Consider the following 14,560-nt stretch of genomic DNA (forward strand, 5'->3'; position numbering starts at 1 on the left):
TACGTTCGCGCCCCTTCTCCCCCCACTCCCGATGCGCACCCTCTTCGCCCTGCTCCTGCTGACGGCCCTCGCGGCCCCGTCTAGGGCCCAGCCCAGCCGCCTCGCCCCCCCCGAGGGCGTCGCACTCGGGGGCCGAATCCTCACCGTCGACACGTCGGCCGACGACCAGGGTTATGACGCCGCCGCCAGCCTCGCGGCCTGCACCGACGACACCGCCGACGGCGACTGCACGCTCCGCGAGGCCATCGAGATCGCCAACGCATCGAGGAGCTTCGAGGAGATCTATTTCGACATCCCAGGCAGTGGCGTCCGGACCATCCGCCCCCTCGCTCCCCTCCCGGCGATCACGAATCCGAACGTGATCATCGACGGGTACACGCAGCCGGGCGCCCAGGCCAACACGAGCGTGACGGGGACCAACGCCGTGCTGCTCGTCGAGCTTGACGGCTCGCTCGCGGGCCCCTCGAACGGCCTCGACCTGGACCAGTCGAACGCCACCGTCCGCGGGCTCGTCATCAACCAGTTCGACGGGGATGGGATTTCCATCCAGGGCACCTTCAACCCCTTCGGAGGACCGCCCCAGCGGCCCGTCGTTGAGGGGACGTACATCGGGACGTCTGCGGACGGCACAACGCCGCGCCCGAACACGGGCCGTGGCGTCGTCGTGGGCCAGCCCTTCGCGCGTATCGGGACCGACGGGGACGGCGTTGACGACCTCGCCGAGCGCAACGTGATCTCCGGCAACGGGCGCGACGGGGTCGAGGTCTTCCGGGTCTTCAGCGTCCGCGTCGCGGGCAACCGGATCGGCACGACCGCGGCCGGGACGGCCGCCCTGCCCAACGAGGGCTCAGGCATCTTTGTGCAAGAGTCCTCCGACATCCAGGTCGGGACCAACGGCGATGGGAGCCACGACGATGCCGAGGCCAACGTGATCGCGAACAACCGGCTCGATGGCGTCCGCGGCCGAGACGCTGGAGCGTTCCGCGTCAGCGGCGGTCCAGAGACGAGCGCGTCCGTCCTGGGCAACGTCATCCGCGCGAACGGCGGGCTCGGGATCAACCTCGTCGGCGGCGAGGAGACCGACGCCGGCGTTACCCCCAACGACCCGGACGACGAGGACCGTGGTCCCAACCGGCTCCAGAACTACCCCGTCATCGAGTCGGTCACGCCGGAGGGCACGGGCTTCACCGTCGCCTTCACGCTCGACTCCGATGAGTTCCGGGCGACGTACCGCATCGAGTTCTTCGCCAGCCCCACCGCCGACCCCTCCGGGTTCGGCGAGGGCGCCCGGTTCCTCGGCGCGGTCCGCGTCCAGGCCGACGACGACGGCGACGCGGCCGGCACGTTCGAAGTGACGAACATTGTGGGCGGCGAGGTCCTCACGGCGACCGCCACCATCGACCAGAACACCATCGACCGGGTGGTCTCCGGCGCCGTGGGCGGGTGGGCCAACTATGGCGGCACGAGCGAGTTCTCGGCCGCCGTGCCAGTCGGCGACGCCGACGGCACCGACGCCCCGGCCGTCCGGTTCGCCACCGTCCAGCAGGCCGTGAGCGAGGGGGCCGGCGCGGTCACCCTCACGCTCGTCGCCGACGAGGCCCCCGCCGTCGACACCGACGTCACCGTCACGCTCGTCTCGGGCGACCCCGCCGACCTCGGTGGGTTCACGTCCCGGACCGTCACGTTCGCGGCCGGCGGGCCGGCCACGATCGACATCGTCGTCCCCGTCACCGACGACGCGTTCGTCGAGGACTCAGAGACGTTCCTGTTCACGCTCTCGGTCGTGGCACGGAGCGACGGCGACCCTGGCCTCTCGGTCGGGTCCTCGGCCCAGACTGCCGTCGTCGTCGTCGACAACGACGGCCAAGCCGTGACCGTGACCGTCACCCCGGCCGACGGCGATGGCGACGGCGCGGAGGACGGCGGGCTCCGGCTCTTCGCCGTCCCGCTCGGCGGCGTCACCGCCGGCGACGTCGCCCAGGCCTCCGGCGCCGACACGGTCTACGTCTACGTCGCGATGGGCGGCCCGGACGGCGGCCCCGGGTTCGTGTCCGTCGGCGACGACTTCGTGATCGCGGCGGGCCAGCCGGTCCTGGTGGGCGTGGCCCCGGGCGCGGACCTCACGTTCACGGGCTCGGCCCCGACCTCGACCGTCGGGTACCCCGTCGCCGCGCTCGACCTCAGCGGCATGGCCGGAGGCGGGTCCCGCGTGCTCGTCGCCGTCGGCAACCCGACCGGCCGGCCGATCGCCCTCGACGGCATCGCGGTCGAGGGCGGGGCGCTGGCCGACGTGGCCCTCGTGTTCGACCCGACCGCCGGCTCGTTCCGCCCGGTCTCGCTCGGCGGCCTGGACGACGACTGCGACGGCACGGCCGACTGCGTCGCCCTCGGAGCCTTCGACGTCGTCATCCTCCAGGTCGACGCGGCCGCCGACGACTGCGACGACGCGACGTGTGGCGTGACGGTCTCCGTGCCGACGGGCACCGCCGGCTCGACGGCGACGCCGATCGCCGACGCGGCGTTCGCGCCGACCGACGGCGAGACGGCCGTCGTCCTCGCGCTCCGCCCGACGGCCGCCAGCGGCACGGCGGCACCGATGGGCGACACGTTCGCCATCCGGTTCCTGACCGGCGCCAGCGCCGGGCTCGACCGGTTCGACGGCGTCGACCTCGAGGCCCCCACCGGCGCCACGCTCGGCGGGTTCGCCCCGACCTCCGGCGCGGCCGACGCCGACGCCCTCTTTGCAGCGATGTCGGTCGGCCCGCTCGCGGCCGGGTCCCCGGCCCTCGTCCCGCTTGAGGTCTCGGTGCCTGAGGCGGGCACGTACGAGCTCGCGCTGGTCGGCCCCGACAACGGCCTCGTCGGCAACCGGCCCGTCGTCGTCGAGGTCTTTGATGGGACCACGTCGGTGACGGTCTCCGAGGGCCAGCCCTTCGTGTTCACGGCTGGCGAGGGCGAAGACCTGACGGGCCGGTTCGCCGTCCGCGTCTCGCTCGGCACCGGCGTCGCGACCGGGACGGGCCCTGCGGCCCTGGCGCTGTCGGTCTTCCCAAACCCCACGGCCGGCCGCTCGACGGTCGCCGTGACGGGGGTGACCGGCCCGGCCCGCGTGTCTGTGGTGGACGCGCTGGGCCGGGAGGTCGCCGTGTTGCACGACGGCCCGGTGGCCTCGGGCGACGCGCGCTACGAGGTGGGCCGGCTCGCGCCGGGCCTCTATGTGGTCCGGCTCCAGAGCGCGGACGGCGTGGCGACGCGCTCGCTGACCGTGGCCCGGTAGCCCTCGCAGGATGGCTCGTCGGCGCCCCGCTGGTCTCGCACCGGTGGGGCGCCGACGTGTCCGCCCGCCTCGGTGCGCGAGCGCCGAGGCGGGCAATCATCCGGGGGCGGCACTTTTTCTATAGGCCGATGACCGGTTTTGTGCGAGCCCTGCGCTCTTACAGGTGGGGACACCCCCCTCGACCGGCCCGGCCGGGGCTGCGTCGGCGTCGCAACTGTGGTGGGAGCGACGCCCGCAGGCCCGGCCGGTCGCTGGTCTCCGGGGTCTCCAGGCCGTGGCTCAGGGCCCGGGTCGGGCCTCGGCGACCAGCGCGCGGGCGTCGGCGACGGCCTGGTGGCAGCTCTCGGGCCCTTCCTCGGCGGTCGCGCACGCGGCATCGACCCGCCCGAGCCCGCGCTCGGCGTCGGCGATCCGCCCGAGGTGGGCCTCTGTGACGGCGACGCGGAGGGCGCCCCGGATCGCATTCGGGTGATCGGGCCCGAGGCGCGCGCGGGTCATCGCGGTCGCCTCCCGAAAGAGCGGCAGGGCGTCGCCGGGCCGGCCCCTCGTGTCGAGCATCGCGCCCCGGCGGCTGAGGATGCTCGCGAGGATGGGGTGAGACGGGCCGAACGCCCGGCGGCCGGCGGCCACGGCCTGGCGGTGCAGCGCCTCCGCTTCGGCATCCCGCCCCTGCATCCCGATCACTAGCGCGAGCTGGCTCCGGGTGTTCGCGGGGTCGCCGTGGTCCGGGCCGTAGTGGGCCTCCGAGATCCGGAGGGCGTCGCGGTAGAGCGGCTCGGCGTCGGCCCAGCGCTCCTGGTCGCGGTAGGTCGCCGCGAGGTTGTGGAGCGTCGACGACACGTCGAGGTGGTCGGGCCCTAGCAAGGCGCGGCGCATGGCGAGGGCGCGGAGGTGGACGGCCTCGGCCTCGGCGAAGCGCTCGCGAAAGGTCAGGAGGTCGCCCAGGATGTTGAGGCTGTAGGCGAGGTCCGAATGCGGCCCGCCGTAGGCGGCCTCCTTGAGGTCGAGGGCCTGGCGGATCTGGGCCTCGCCCTCCGCGTAGCGGCCCAAGCGGAGGTTGGCGAAGGCGAGGTTGTGGAGCGTGTTGGCGAGCAGCAGCGGGTCGCCGTCGGGGTGGGCGCGGTGGATGGCGAGGGCGCGGGCCAGCACGCGCTCGGCCTCGGCGTACGCGCCCTCGTCCTCGCGGAGCAGGCCGATCTCGTTGAGCACCGCGGCCACGTCCGGGTGGCCGTCGCCGACGAGCCCGTGCCGCAGCGCGAGCGCTCGAGCGAGCGCGGAGTCGGCGGCGGCGTAGAGCCCGCGGCGGCGGTAGACCCGGCCCACGACGGCGAGCATCTGGGCGTGCAGGGCCGGCTCGTCGGCGAGGTCGGCGTCGATGCGGGCGGTGCCCCGAGCGAGCAGGTCGCGGACGAAGGACTCAGCGCCGGGCGTCTCGGCGGGGTCGGTGTCGGCGAAGAGGTCGGCGAGGAAGCCCGAGACCTCGGCGGCCTTGGCGGCCTCGGCGCGGGCGAGGTCGCGCTCGGCGCCGACGCGGGCGAAGGCGAGCGCCGTCACGAGCGCGACGGCGAGGACGCCGACCCCGGCCGCCGCGAGCGCCGCGCGGTGGCGGCCGACGAACTTGCGCGCGCGGTACGTCCGCGACGGCGGGCGCGCGGCGACGGGCAGGCCCTCGCGGTACCGGCGGAGGTCGTCGAGCAACGCGCGGGCGTCGGCGTAGCGCTCGGCGGGGTCCTTGCGGAGGGCGCGGAGCACGATCCCGTCGAGGTCGCCCGCCACCGTCCGCGCGAGCGCCTCGGGCGTCGTCCCGCGGGCGTCGGCGATGGCGGCCTGCCCCCGGACGACGCGGCTCGGGAGCGTGGGCTCCTCCGTCAGCACGGCGATCTCGACCTGGGCCGGCGAGCGGCCCTCGGCGGGTGTCGGCCGCGTGCCGGCGAGCAGCCGGTAGAGGACGGCCCCGAGCCCGTACACGTCGGTGGCCGTCGTGATGGCGCCGCCCCGGAGCTGCTCGGGCGCGGCGTATGACGGCGTAAAGGGGCGTTGGCCCGTGCGCGTGAGGTCGTCGGCGGCCTCCTCTTCGAGCACCTTCGCGATCCCGAAGTCGAGGAGCTTGACTCGGGGCCCGCTTGCGGTGTCGGCCACCAGGAGGTTGCTGGGCTTGAGGTCGCGGTGGACGACCAGGCGCTGGTGGGCGTAGGCGACGGCCTCGCAGGCATCCGCCACGAGCCGGAGCCGGGCCTCGACGCCGAGCCGGCGGCGGTCGCAGTAGTCCGTGATCGGCTCGCCCTCGACGTACTCCATGGCGAGGTACGGCCGCCCGTCCGCCCCCACCCCGCCGTCGACCAGCCGGGCGATGCCGGGGTGCTCGAGCCGCGCCAGGATGCGTCGCTCGGCCTGGAAGCGGCGGAGCACGGCGTCGGTGTCCATCCCGCGCTTGATGAGCTTGAGCGCGACGGCCTGCTCGAACCCCTCGGCGCGCTCGGCGCGGTAGACGGTGCCCATCCCGCCGACGCCGAGGTGCTCGGCCACGCGCCACGCGCCGACGCGCTGCCCGGCGAGGGCGCCCTCGCCGTAGAGCGCCGCCAGGGCCCGCCCCCCGAGCACCGGGGCCGGGGCGGCGTCGGCGTCGAGCAGCGCCGCGACGCGGTCGAAGAGGGCGTCGTCGGCGCCGCACTGCTCGCGGAGCCACGCCTGGCGCGCGTCGGGCGCGTGGCGCAACGCCTCCTCGAACAGGGTCTCGATCCGAGTCCAGGGGACGGGGGGCATGGGGTCGAGGGGTGTGGTGGGAAAGGCGCTCGGCGCGTGGGCTCGTCGTGCGGGTCTCGACCCGTCGCCCCCGCCCGAGCGCTTGAGCCCGCGCGCCGGGCCCCGGTCAGATGTCCTCGCCGAGGGCGACGGTCAGCCACGCCCGCGCCATCCGCCAGTCGCGGCGGACCGTGGCCTCGGAGACGCCGAGGGCCTCGGCGATCTCGGGCTGGGTGAGGCCCCCGAAAAACCACATCTCGACGACGCGCGCGGGCCGCTCGGCCGTCGCCGCGAGCCGGTCGAGCGCCTCGTCGAGGGCGAGGAGTTCGTCGGGCCGCGTCTCCCGAGCCACACCGTCGTCGATCAGGGTGACCGCGTCGGCGCCGCCGCCGCGCTTGTCAGCCGACCGCGCCCGGGCGTAGCTGATCAGGATGTGGCGCATGGTGACCGCGGCGACCCCGAAAAAGTGGGCGCGGTTCTCCCACGGCGTGCCCTCCTGGCGGGCGAGGCGGAGGTAGGCCTCGTGGACGAGCGCGTTCGTGTCGAGCGTGTGGTCGGCGCGCTCGCCCAGGAGGTGCCGGTGCGCAATCGCCTCGAGGTCCGGGTAGACCACCTCCACGAGCTGGTCGACCACGTCCCGGTCGCCGAGGTCGACGCGGTTAAGCAGACGGGTGATGTCGGCGGTCGAAGGCATGGAGGGGGGACGCTCCGCGCAAGCTACCGATGCCCCGGAACGACCACGGCCTCCCGAAGCGCCGGCCATTTTTCTCCGCGAGCCGTGACCGGTTGCGCGCAGGTCCTGCGCGACTAGAGTGACGGCCGGGACGTGATCCGCCTCTCGGCTCGACAGCCCGCCTCTGTGGCACGGCGCCCAAGGCCGGTGCGGGCTCACACCTGTTGGTAACCGGGCTCAACCCCTGGACGGCACGTCGTCTGGTTTCCAACGCGGCCGGCTCCTCCGGGGGCTGGCCGCGTCGTGTGTGGGGCGGGGACGACACAGACCCGGGAGGACGGCGACATCCGCAAGGCGGCCGTCGAGGCGCTCCGCCAGCACGCCGCCCTCACGGCCTCGACGCCGCCTACGCACTGGCCAGCCACCCCCAGCTCCGCGAGCGACTCGGCTTCCTCGAACGCTCCTAAGCCTTGCCCGGAATCCTCCGGACCTGTCATCCTGAGCGGAGCGAAGGATCTCAGCATGGGGATTGACGCCCAACAGAGCAGGATTCGAGGGCCGGATGTAGCGGCGTCGGGATCCTCCGCGGACGCTCAGGATGACACGCTGGCGTTTCAGCCCAGCACCTCGCAAAACAACAGGACGGGACGTCCCATCGCGGACAGGCGCCAGCCCTCCCCCGCCTCCACCCCGCTGCGCGGAGCGGGGGCTCCCGGAGATCGGCGCGAGCGCGGCGTTTTCCGTTGACCGCCGCCCGTGCCAGACCCTACGTTGGCGCCATGTTTGCAGTCGACCACGTTCTCGTCTCCGACGCCGTCCTGGACGCGCCCTTCGCGTGTCACCTCGGCTCGTGCTTCGGCGCGTGCTGCGTCCACGGCGACCAGGGCGCCCCGCTCGACGCCGACGAGCGCGACGCCGTCGACGACGCGCTCGCGATCGTCCGCGACCGCTTGCGCCCTGAAGCCAAGGCCGAGATCGCCAAGCAAGGCGCCTGGGTCGGCGACGAGCGCCGAGGCTACCACACGACGACGGTCCGGGGGCGCGAGTGCGTCTTCGTGGTCTACGACGGCGGCGGGGCCGGGCCGGCCGTCGCCAAGTGCGCCATCCAGCAGGCCTACTGGGAGGGCAAGACGGGCTGGGAGAAGCCCGTCTCGTGCCACCTCTACCCCATCCGAGCCGAGACGTACGGCGTCGGCGAGGACCAGGTGGACGTGCTCAACTACGAGCGGATCGACTTGTGCGCGCCCGCCATCCCACACGGGAAGCGCACCGGCGTCCAGGTGGCCGACTTCCTCGAACGGCCGCTCACCCGCAAGTACGGCGCCGACTGGTTCGTTCAGTTCCGCGAGACGCTGAGCCAGCGCCGCCGCGACGTGGGCATCGGCCCCCAGACCGACCTGCCCACTCCCGACGCGTCTCTTTAATCGACGCGCAGCCCCTCCGATACCCCGTCGGTCCCCCGGTCCCATGCTCAACCTCCAACAAAAGCAGTCCCTCCAGCAGAAGCTCTCGCCGCAGCAGATCCAGTACATCAAACTGCTGCAGCTGCCCACGCTGGCGCTGGAGCAGCGGATCAAGGCCGAGATGGAGCAGAACCCGCTGCTCGAAGAGGGCGAGGAGGAAGACGAGCTCCAGGTGGACGCGACCGACGACCGCTCGGAGACCACGAACGAGGACCCTGACAAAGCCGACAAGGCCGACACCTCGGACGACGAGTTCGACTGGGACGAGTTCTTGAACGCACCCGACGACTTGTACGGCTACAAGGCCCAGGTGGACCACTCGGCCGAAGAGGACGACCGCGAGGCGCCCATGCCCGCCATGTCGTCGCTGGCCGAGTCGCTGAGCGACCAGGTCGGGCTGCTCGACCTCGACGAGACCTCGGAGTTGGTGGCCGACCAGATCATCGGGTCCATCGACGAGGACGGCTACCTGCGCCGCCCGATCGAGTCGATCCTCGACGACGTGATGTTCAACTACGGCGTCGTGCTGACCGAGGACGACGTAGAAAAGGTGTTGTCGCGGATCCAGCGGCTCGACCCCGTCGGGATCGCCGCGCGCGACCTGCGCGAGTGCCTGCTCGTCCAGCTCGACATGATGGGCGACGAGGTCGACGGCCGCGAGAACGCGATCGACATGCTCCGGGACTGCTACAAGCCGTTCACGATGAAGCACTTCGACGCCATCAAGCGCAAGCTCGGCTTCGACGACTACGACCTCAAGGAGGCCTACGACTTGGTCCGCAGCCTCGACCCCAAGCCTGGCGAGGGCGACTTCGCCGTCCAGACCAACTACATCACGCCCGACTTTACCGTCGAGCGCGACGACGAGGACTTCCGGATCCTGCTCAACGGCCGCAACGCGCCCGAGCTCCGCGTCAACCGGCACTACCGGGACATGTGGAACCAGCTCTCGACCTCGGACACCAAGGGCGACACGGGCGCGAAGGAGACCAAGGACTTTCTCAAGACGCGGCTCGAGAGCGCCCGGTGGTTCATCTCGTCGATCCAGCAGCGCCGCAACACCTTGCTCAAGGTGATGGAGGCCATCGTCCAGATCCAGCGCGACTTTTTTGAGCACGGCGAGGGACACCTCAAGCCGATGATCTTGAAGGACATCGCCGAGATCATCAAGATGGACATCTCGACGGTGTCGCGCGTGGTCAACGGGAAGTACGTCCAGACCGAGTACGGCGTCTACGAGCTCAAGCACTTCTTCTCCGAGGGCATCATGGGCGACGACGGCGAGGAGGTCTCCAACAAGGAGGTCAAGGCGCTGCTGGAGCAGATCGTGGAGGCGGAGGACAAGACGAAGCCGTGGAGCGACCAGAAGCTGGCCGACCTGCTGGCAGAGAAGGGCTACCCGATCGCGCGGCGGACCGTCACGAAGTACCGTGAGCAGCTGAACATCCCCGTCGCGCGGCTACGGCGGCAGATCGTTCTCAGCTGAGGAGCAGACGAGCAGAGGGACAGAAGAGAAGAGGAGGGCGGTCGCCAGCAGCGTCGGCGCGTCCACCCGTCCTCTTCTCCTCCCCTCCTCTGCTCTTCTTCTCCTCCCGCCGGAGCCCACGCGTGGGAATAGGCGTTCGCCCCACCATGCCGTCCCCCACCCCCGACGACGTCCGCATCGCGGTGGACCGAGCGCTGGCCCGCCTGGGGCCGGACGCGGCGGAGGGGCCGCGCGCGCTGGCGGTCGCGCTGGCGCTGGCGGAGGGGATCTCGGCCGAGGAGGCGCTGGCGCGGTGCGGGGTGACCGTGCCGCCCGCGTCGCCGTCGCCGGTCGCGTTCGTGCTGCTGCCGCCGGGCGCGCTCTTCTGGTGGAATGGCGTCCGCTACCGCAAGGTGCCCGCGCGAGCCTCGCGCCGACTGGTGCCGGGCGCACCGAATGCGTACCCGGTGCACGGTGGCGACGGCCGCTGGCTGGCGCCCGACCAGCGCGTGGACCGCGTGCCGACGGGGAAGCGGGCGGCCTGAGCTTGAGTTCTGGGGTCGCCGGATGCGACCGGGGGCCGGCGACTCGGACTGGCCGAGGCGAGTCGGTCGACGGGTGGGCGGCGCCAGCACGCGCGGTCCCTGCCTGCCCTTCGGGCTTGTTCGCAGCAACGGCCCGCGACGCCGTGGGAGCCGAGGCCGGTCGTCGAGCCCGGGCTTCTTCAGCGTCGTCGATGCAGTACCGGCCCCGACGCCTCCGGCCCCAGCGCTTCGACAACCATGTCGGTCCACGTCGCCAGGCCAGCCCACTGGGAGACCGGCACTCAAATGTTGGTCTACCGACATTTTGTTCTTGACCCGCCTCGCCACCGCCTGTATCATCTGCAGGTACAGCAACAGTTCGCCATGCCTCTCCCCCGTCTCAACCTCCGCGAGCGCGAGGTCCTCGATGTCGTCCGTCGCCTGGGCCGTGCCTCGGCCGAAGACGTCCGCGCCACGATGCCCGACCCGCCGACGAACTCGGCCGTTCGCGCGCACCTCCGAACATTGGAGGACAAAGGGCACCTTCGCCACGAAAAGGAGGGCCGCAAGTTTCTGTACGTGCCCACGGTCGAGCCGGAGGCCGCGGGACGGCACGCGCTCCGTCACCTCGTCCAGACCTTTTTCGCGGACGCGCCGGAGAACGCCTTTGCCACGCTCCTCAGCGAAACGGCGTCCGACCTCACAACGGAAAAGCTGGACCGGCTCGACGCGATGATTCAGGACGCGCGCCGGTCGGCAGAGTGATGGTGCCGCTCCTCCTGCCGCTCGCCGTCAAGGGCACCGTCGTGCTCGCTCTCGGCGCGTTGGCTGCGGCCCTGCTGCGTCGCTCGTCGGCCGCGCTCCTCCACTGGGTCTGGGTGGCGACGTTCGGCGCTCTGCTCGCGGTGCCCGTTCTCGGTGCGCTCGGGCCGTCGTGGCGCGTCGCCATCCTTCCAGACGCAGTCTCGACGCACTCGCCGGCTCCCCTCACCTCTCCCTCGGAGCGTCCACGCGAGTCGTCCATCGGCCACCCGACGGCGTCCTCCCCGTCCCCCGGTCCCGCTCGCCGCGAGCTAGGCATCGCGCCGAGCCCCGCGAGCATCGCCCTATGGCTCGGGTGGCTCTGGTCACTGGGCGTGATCGGGGTGGGCGTTGGGTGGCTCCGGGGATTCATGCTCGGACGCCGCCTCGTCCGCACGTCCCAGGTCCTCACCGACGAGGTCTGGTCGACTCGGCTCCGCGCCGCAGCGCAGGCGAGCGGTCTAAGAACACCGGTCTGGCTGCGTCGCTCCGAGTGTCTCAGCGTGCCGGTGGCCTGGGGCTGGGGTCGTCCGACGGTCGTGCTGCCGCCTCAGTCCGCCACCTGGGACGCGGAGCTGGCGACGGCCGTCTTGCTCCATGAGATCGCGCATCTGCGCCGCCGTGACGCCTGGACGCAAGCGCTCGCGCAGGCGGCGCTGGCGCTCCACTGGCCAAACCCGCTCGCGTGGATCGCCTACCGCCGATTCCTGCACGCTCGCGAGCAGGCGTGTGACGACGCGGTGCTCCAGATCGGTGCCCCACCGACGGCGTATGCCGCTCACCTGGTGGCCGTCGCCAGGGAGCTCCTCGGCGCGCGCCGGCCACTCGCCTCGGTGCTTCCGATGATCGGACCGGACCAGCTCGAAACGCGCGTCCGCTCGATCCTCGACGGCCGCCGCCGTCGCGGACAGGTCAGCCGCTGGACGATGGCCGCGACGCTCGCGCTGGCGGTGCTCGTCGGCGGACCGCTCGCGGCCTTCCAGCCCGTCCCCGCAGCGACCGTCCACCTGGAGGAGGGCGACGCCGTCAGGCGGACCGCCCGTCTCGGGTCCGTCGACACGCTCGACGTACCACCCGTCGCACGAGACCCACAGCCTGCAGCGGAGACCCTCCAGCGGCCCGAGCGGAGTGCTCCGTCCCACGAGAGGAGCGCGTCACCGCTGGACCACGCCGTCCAGCGGTACGAGCTGGTGGTCGATCGGAATGCCGAGACCAAGGCCCGAAACGCTGCGACGGAGATGCGGAACGCCGAGACCGACGCACGGAATGCCGCGACGGACACGCAGAATGTCCAAACGGACGCCCGCAACGCTAGAACGGAGATGCGAAACGCTGAAACCGAGGCTCGGAACGCATCCATCCAGGAACGCACCGATGGGGCCCCAGGCTGCTGCACTCCCAGCCCATCCCGCCTCGATGCCTCTGTCGCCGCCCAGCCCGTCGGCGCCGACGCCGCGACCCCGCAGAGCTCCGCGCCTCACCCGTAGTAGCCAGGACAGGTCCTAGCCCTCTTCCCCCGAGCCCACCGGCGGCGTCGGGCCCCCGACGTACGTCCATTCCAAACTGTTGGTACACATGCACATGACGTTCCCACCCCTCCCCATGCGCCTCGTTCGCTTCGGTCTCGCGCTCATCGCGCTGGCCTCGGTCGCCTCCGCCCAGCCCGCCCTCCAGCTGGGCGAGCCGGTCGAACGCGCCCTCACCGCGAGCGACGCCCACGCCTACCCCCTCGACCTCCCCGCCGGCCAGTTCGTCCTCGGCGCCGCCGACCAGCTGACCGTCGACGTCGTCGTGACGCTGACAGGCCCCGACGGCGAGACGCTCCAGGTCTTCGACCAGCCCGCCCGGGGTCCCGAGCCCTTCCAGTTCATCACCGAGACGGCCGGCGCCTACACTCTGACGGTCACGCCCTTCCGGGGCAACGAGGGCCACTACACCATGCGCCTCGACCGCACCGAACCCGTCGCCTCGACGCCTGCGGGCACCGTCGACCAGTTCTTCGCCGCGCTCGACCGCGACGACTCCCCGGGCGCCGTCGTAGGCGTCTTGACACACGGCGCGGTCGTGTTCCAGAAATCCTACGGCATGGCGAGCCTCACGCACGGCGCCCCGTTCACCGTCGAGACGCCGTCCAACATCGCGTCCACCTCGAAGCAGTTCACCGCCTTCGCGGTCGCGCTCCTGGCAGACCGGGGCGCGCTCTCGCTCGACGACGACGTGCGCCAGCACATCCCCGAGCTGCCCGACTTCGGCGAGACTGTCACGCTCCGGCACCTCCTCACGCACACGAGCGGCTACCGCGAGTACCTCACCGCGCTGGCCATGGCCGGGCTCGCGGTCGAGGACGACCACATCGACCGCGACGATGTCGTGGGCGTCGTCGTACGCCAGCCTGCGCTCCAGAACGCTCCGGGCGCCGAGTGGAACTACAACAACACCGGCTACGGGCTGCTCGCCCTCGTCGTGGAGCGGGTGGCGGGGGTGCCGTTTCAGGACTGGATGCGGGCCGAGGTGTTCGAGCCGCTCGGCATGGACCGCACGGTCGTCCGGACGGACCCCGCCCAGGTCGTGCCCGGCCGCGCGATGGGCTATGTCCCCGCCGACGACGGCGGCTGGAAGGAGGCCACGGACCTCGGCGGCGCGATGGGCGACGGGTTCATCTACACCACGGCCGGCGACCTGCTCCGCTGGATGGACACCTACCGCACCGCCTCGCTCGGTGGCCCCGACGTGCTCCGCCAGATGACCACCAAGGCCGTCCTTGCGACCGGCGACACGACCCGCTACGGGCTCGGGCTATTCCTCGGCGAGCACCGCGGACTGCGGGTGGTCGAGCACGGCGGAGCCGACGCCGCCCACCGCGCCGACTTCGTCTACTACCCCGAGATCGAGTCGGGCGTGATCGTGCTCACCAACTCGCCGACCGTCCCCGCCTCGGCTCAGGCCGTCGCCGAGGTGTTCTTTGCGGATGCCTTCGAGCCCGAGGACACCCCCGAGGCGGAGCCCACGCCTCCCACGGCGGAGGTCGAGCCGGTGGCGTTTGAGCCGGCCACCTTCGACGCCTTCGCAGGCCGGTACGAACTGGACGGCCCGCCGGGCTACACCGTCCGCTTCCGCCGAGACGGCGAGCGCTACCTCATGCAGGTGATTGGGCAACGGGAGACCGAGATCGTCCCCGTTGGCCCGGCCCGCTTCTCGACGCGGCGCGGGTCGCTCGAGATTTCGTTCCACCCCTCACCCGACGGCTCGGTCGAGACCCTCACGCTCCACCAGGGAAGGGACCTCGAGGCTTTCCGTATTCCCACCGAGCCAGAGCCCATCGTGCTGTCAGACTACGTGGGCCGCTACTACAGCGACGAACTGGGGACGGTCTACACCGTCCGGATCGAAGGCGACGGCTTGGTGCTCACGCATCGCCGCATGGACGCACCCATCCCGCTCCTCCACAGCGCGGACGGGAGATTCAAGGGCACCTATCCCATCCAAGGCCTCGCGTTCGACCGGGGGCCCGACGGCGCGGTGACCGGTTTCGCGGCCAGCAGCGGTCGCACGCGGGGCGTGCGCTTCGACAAGATGGACTGACCGCCCCCATCGACGCCAGACCGACTGACCCCT

General features: G+C 72.0%; 9 protein-coding genes. 7 read left to right on the plus strand and 2 right to left on the minus strand.

Annotation, left to right across the window (positions count from 1 at the left end; genetic code table 11):
* Nucleotides 1-31 precede the first annotated feature (31 nt).
* Nucleotides 32-3,277, plus strand: coding sequence for a T9SS type A sorting domain-containing protein (locus ACLII4_RS01075; RefSeq protein WP_412069037.1), 3,246 nt, complete (start codon nt 32-34; stop codon nt 3,275-3,277).
* 279 nt (nt 3,278-3,556) lie between these two features.
* Here ACLII4_RS01075 and ACLII4_RS01080 read toward each other — a convergent pair whose 3' ends face one another.
* The gene (locus ACLII4_RS01080) at nt 3,557-6,040 is read right to left on the minus strand and encodes a tetratricopeptide repeat protein (protein ID WP_412069038.1); all 2,484 of its coding nucleotides are present in this window, start codon (nt 6,038-6,040) and stop codon (nt 3,557-3,559) included.
* Between the two features lie 106 nt (nt 6,041-6,146).
* Nucleotides 6,147-6,713, minus strand: a complete 567-nt coding sequence (locus tag ACLII4_RS01085) for an ECF-type sigma factor (protein WP_412069039.1) — start codon at nt 6,711-6,713, stop codon at nt 6,147-6,149.
* Between the two features lie 758 nt (nt 6,714-7,471).
* Here ACLII4_RS01085 and ACLII4_RS01090 point away from each other — a divergent pair.
* The 6 genes from ACLII4_RS01090 to ACLII4_RS01115 all read left to right on the plus strand — a co-directional run bounded on the left by ACLII4_RS01090 (nt 7,472) and on the right by ACLII4_RS01115 (nt 14,527).
* Complete coding sequence (locus ACLII4_RS01090) at nt 7,472-8,116, plus strand: DUF3109 family protein (RefSeq protein WP_412069040.1); 645 nt, start codon at nt 7,472-7,474, stop codon at nt 8,114-8,116.
* Nucleotides 8,117-8,159: 43 nt separating this feature from the next.
* Nucleotides 8,160-9,641: an RNA polymerase factor sigma-54 gene (gene rpoN, locus ACLII4_RS01095; RefSeq protein WP_412069041.1), complete on the plus strand. Its 1,482-nt coding sequence runs from the start codon at nt 8,160-8,162 to the stop codon at nt 9,639-9,641.
* 146 nt (nt 9,642-9,787) lie between these two features.
* On the plus strand, nt 9,788-10,165 hold the full coding sequence (locus tag ACLII4_RS01100; protein ID WP_412069042.1) for a hypothetical protein: 378 nt from the start codon (nt 9,788-9,790) through the stop codon (nt 10,163-10,165).
* A 363-nt stretch (nt 10,166-10,528) separates the two neighbouring features.
* Nucleotides 10,529-10,909 carry a BlaI/MecI/CopY family transcriptional regulator gene (locus ACLII4_RS01105; protein WP_412069043.1) on the plus strand — a complete coding sequence of 127 codons (381 nt, stop codon included), beginning with the start codon at nt 10,529-10,531 and terminating at the stop codon, nt 10,907-10,909.
* Nucleotides 10,909-12,432 carry a M56 family metallopeptidase gene (locus tag ACLII4_RS01110; protein ID WP_412069044.1) on the plus strand — a complete coding sequence of 508 codons (1,524 nt, stop codon included), beginning with the start codon at nt 10,909-10,911 and terminating at the stop codon, nt 12,430-12,432. Before ACLII4_RS01105 ends, ACLII4_RS01110 begins: the two co-directional genes overlap by 1 nt.
* A gap of 115 nt (nt 12,433-12,547) precedes the next feature.
* Nucleotides 12,548-14,527 carry a serine hydrolase gene (locus tag ACLII4_RS01115; protein WP_412069045.1) on the plus strand — a complete coding sequence of 660 codons (1,980 nt, stop codon included), beginning with the start codon at nt 12,548-12,550 and terminating at the stop codon, nt 14,525-14,527.
* Nucleotides 14,528-14,560 lie beyond the last annotated feature (33 nt).

This window comes from Rubrivirga aquatilis (assembly GCF_046845665.1).
GTDB lineage: Bacteria > Bacteroidota > Rhodothermia > Rhodothermales > Rubricoccaceae > Rubrivirga.

Bases quoted from the DNA above. Each gene is read 5' to 3' on its own strand.
- ACLII4_RS01075 (WP_412069037.1), top strand. From the start codon at position 32: ATGCGCACCCTCTTCGCCCTGCTCCTGCTGACGGCCCTCGCGGCCCCG.
- ACLII4_RS01080 (WP_412069038.1), bottom strand. From the start codon at position 6,040: ATGCCCCCCGTCCCCTGGACTCGGATCGAGACCCTGTTCGAGGAGGCG.
- ACLII4_RS01085 (WP_412069039.1), bottom strand. From the start codon at position 6,713: ATGCCTTCGACCGCCGACATCACCCGTCTGCTTAACCGCGTCGACCTC.
- ACLII4_RS01090 (WP_412069040.1), top strand. From the start codon at position 7,472: ATGTTTGCAGTCGACCACGTTCTCGTCTCCGACGCCGTCCTGGACGCG.
- rpoN (WP_412069041.1), top strand. From the start codon at position 8,160: ATGCTCAACCTCCAACAAAAGCAGTCCCTCCAGCAGAAGCTCTCGCCG.
- ACLII4_RS01100 (WP_412069042.1), top strand. From the start codon at position 9,788: ATGCCGTCCCCCACCCCCGACGACGTCCGCATCGCGGTGGACCGAGCG.
- ACLII4_RS01105 (WP_412069043.1), top strand. From the start codon at position 10,529: ATGCCTCTCCCCCGTCTCAACCTCCGCGAGCGCGAGGTCCTCGATGTC.
- ACLII4_RS01110 (WP_412069044.1), top strand. From the start codon at position 10,909: ATGGTGCCGCTCCTCCTGCCGCTCGCCGTCAAGGGCACCGTCGTGCTC.
- ACLII4_RS01115 (WP_412069045.1), top strand. From the start codon at position 12,548: ATGCGCCTCGTTCGCTTCGGTCTCGCGCTCATCGCGCTGGCCTCGGTC.